This window comes from Dietzia sp. HMSC21D01 (assembly GCF_001815995.1).
In the GTDB taxonomy this organism is placed as follows: Bacteria; Actinomycetota; Actinomycetes; order Mycobacteriales; family Mycobacteriaceae; genus Dietzia; species Dietzia cinnamea.
Genome location: NZ_KV823857.1, coordinates 1 through 2,754, shown reverse-complemented (window position 1 = coordinate 2,754; position 2,754 = coordinate 1). Strand labels below are relative to the sequence as shown.

Here is a 2,754-nt window from a genome sequence, read left to right as displayed (position 1 = left end):
TGTGAGTTGCGTGCCTGTAGATCCTCATTCTTGCCCAACTGCCACGGTGCAAGCAGCGTGAAACACGCGTACACAAAAAGCGCGACGGCGATAACGGCGATCAGCCATCCCGACGTGATCGCACGAAAGAACCTCTGCACGCCGTTCACGGTAGACCCGGGACCAAAGCGGTCAATATCTGGGACCTCCGGTTCGCCGAGACCGCCGCGGTGGGCGCATCCGTCAGATGATGACACCGTTCGTCGCAAGCCACGACACCGAGTCGATCCACTGGCCGGCGGGGTTCTGCACGCCCAGGTGCAGATGCGGGCCGGTCGAGTCACCCCGGTTGCCGACTTCGCCGATCACCTGGCCGGCAGTGACCCGCTCGCCCACGGACACGTAGTTGGCGTTGTTGTGGCCGTACTCCAGGAGGTAGCCGTCGTCAGTCTGGATGCGGATCCACAGCCCATAGCCGGCGGCGGGCCCGGAAGCCACGACAGTGCCAGACTTGGCCGCGTACAAGGGAGTACCGATTGGAGCGCCGAAGTCGGTGCCACTGTGGTTGGAGCCCCACCGGGGGCCAAAGCTCGAAGTGACAACACCGTCGGTCGGCTTGTGTGCGTCGACGCTGCCAGGCAGCTGCAAAGAACCGAGCCCGAGCTGATCTAGCCCGGGAATCTGGCTGGCGTACGCGCGGACCTGCTCGGCCCCGATGCCGTGCTGAGCGCCGACCTCCTGGACCATCTGTCCGACCTGGTCGAGATCAGACGATTGGGCGGAGGCGGTAGGCGTGGCGCTCAGTGCTGCACCGCTAGCAATCGCCGCGCCGGCCAGGGTGGTGGCAGCCATGCGGCCGATTCCCGCAGAGTGGCGGGCCCGATGCCGGCCGGCAGGGGACGCAGTGGTCTCGACACCGAGCGAGACCATGAGATCGGCGAACGGTACAGCCCGCGAAGAGTTCGACATGCTGATTCCTTTGACGTGGTGATGCTTCCGGCTGGCCGCGGGCGGTCTCCGATTACTCTCGAAACGGTAACAGTTTCATATCGTCTTGTCTTGCGCGATCTCCGGAGACTTGAAACATCGCAGGTCAAACCGTTGCTGGTCCGTGCGCTACGGTCGATCTGGCCATACGTCTTGGTGGCCAGGCGACAACGGGCTCGGGTAGACGTCCGTCCGAAGAACGTATGAGGGAGTGGAATAAGGGGGCTCGTACAGTGGGGACACAGACAAAACTGCAGCTGAGAGCTCGGGGATCGGGCCGAGCATGGCTGTTGGGCCCGGCCCTAGTCGCGGGTGTGGCCTACCTTGACCCTGGAAATGTTGCCGTCAACATGTCTGCCGGGGCTCAGTTCGGGTACTTGTTGGTATGGGTGCTTGTTGCGGCGAACGCAGCGGCGTGGCTGGTCCAGTACCTTTCGGCCAAGCTCGGGTTGGTTACTGGGTCGAGCATGGCTGAGCTTCTCGGTCAGCGCATCGCCAACCGGGCATGGCGTGTCCTGTATGGGTTGCAGGCCCAATGCGTCGCGATCGCTACCGATGTCGCTGAAGTCATCGGGGGCGCCGTCGCGCTGTGGATCTTGTTCGATGTCCCCCTTGTTGCCGGTGCTGTTATCACGGGAGTCATCTCCACAGGGCTTCTCTTGCTGCAAGCTCAACGTGGAGCAAGAACGTTTGAGTTCGCGATTATCGGCCTTATGCTCGTGATCGTCATCGGGTTCTGTTACGGCCTGTTCATTGCTCCGCCCGAGCCTGGTGCAGTACTAGGTGGCATGATCCCCCGCTTCGACGGCGCCCAATCGGTGTTGCTGGCAGCAAGTATTCTCGGGGCAACGGTCATGCCGCACGCAATCTACGCGCACTCCTCACTCGCCCGTGACAGGTTCGGTACAGAGAGGACCTACCCGCTTTCCCGGTTAATCAGGGCAACCCGGGTAGATGTGACTATCGCGTTGACGATCGCCGGGTCAGTGAACCTAGTGATGCTGCTTGTGGCGGCATCGGTGCTCCCCGGAGTGGCGGGCACTGAGACTATTGAAGGGGCTCACGCTGCGATCGAGAACACCCTCGGCACGACAGCCAGTCTTATGTTCGCAATCGCGCTATTGGCTTCAGGGCTCGCATCAACTGCCGTTGGCGCCTACGCGGGCAGCGACATCATGGGGGGCCTGTTTCGTACCCGGATGAAACTCCTCACCCGCAGGCTCATCACCATTATCCCATCCATTATTGTGCTAGCAGCCGGGGTTGATCCCACGTACGCGCTGATTCTGAGCCAGGTAATTCTGTCGTTTGGCATCCCGTTTGCGCTGGTGCCATTGGTGTGGCTCACTTCCCGAAAATCCCTCATGGGCGCCTCGGTCAATGCGCGCGAAACAACATTACTGGGCTGGGCGATCGCTGCTGTAATCATTGCTTTGAATGTCGCGCTGGTGGCTCTCGAGACGGGAATTGCCTGAGTTACACCACCCTATGGTGCACCATAGTTGCTGCGGCATGTTGCACCGTCCGGAGGGGCTCCGCGTGGTGCGAACGCGTGGTATGAAACACGAGTCTCGACAACGGTCCGCAGGTGGCGACCTGCTCCACCATTCCGTCATTTCCCTGCGGTCAAGGTGGCGCAAGCAACGAAGCGCAGGCCCGAGATCCACCCACGCGCAGGTCGCGCTGGGGTTGACCGATACGAATGTGGGGAACGGTTCGGTGGGGTACAGAGTTCGCACAATCTACAACTCGGCACCGTTAGGTGGAAGGTCTGCGTATTAGATTCAT

The 2,754-nt window shown here is 61.4% G+C and carries 2 protein-coding genes; one reads left to right on the top strand and one right to left on the bottom strand.

Features of this window, described 5'->3' with window-relative positions:
* Positions 1 to 222: 222 nt before the first annotated feature.
* Complete coding sequence (locus tag HMPREF3086_RS06285) at positions 223 to 948, bottom strand: M23 family metallopeptidase (RefSeq protein WP_061917731.1); 726 nt, start codon at positions 946 to 948, stop codon at positions 223 to 225.
* 221 nt (positions 949 to 1,169) lie between these two features.
* Between HMPREF3086_RS06285 and HMPREF3086_RS06280 the strand changes: the two genes are divergently transcribed.
* On the top strand, positions 1,170 to 2,441 hold the full coding sequence (locus HMPREF3086_RS06280) for an Nramp family divalent metal transporter (RefSeq protein ID WP_070720780.1): 1,272 nt from the start codon (positions 1,170 to 1,172) through the stop codon (positions 2,439 to 2,441).
* The last annotated feature ends 313 nt before the right edge of the window (positions 2,442 to 2,754 follow it).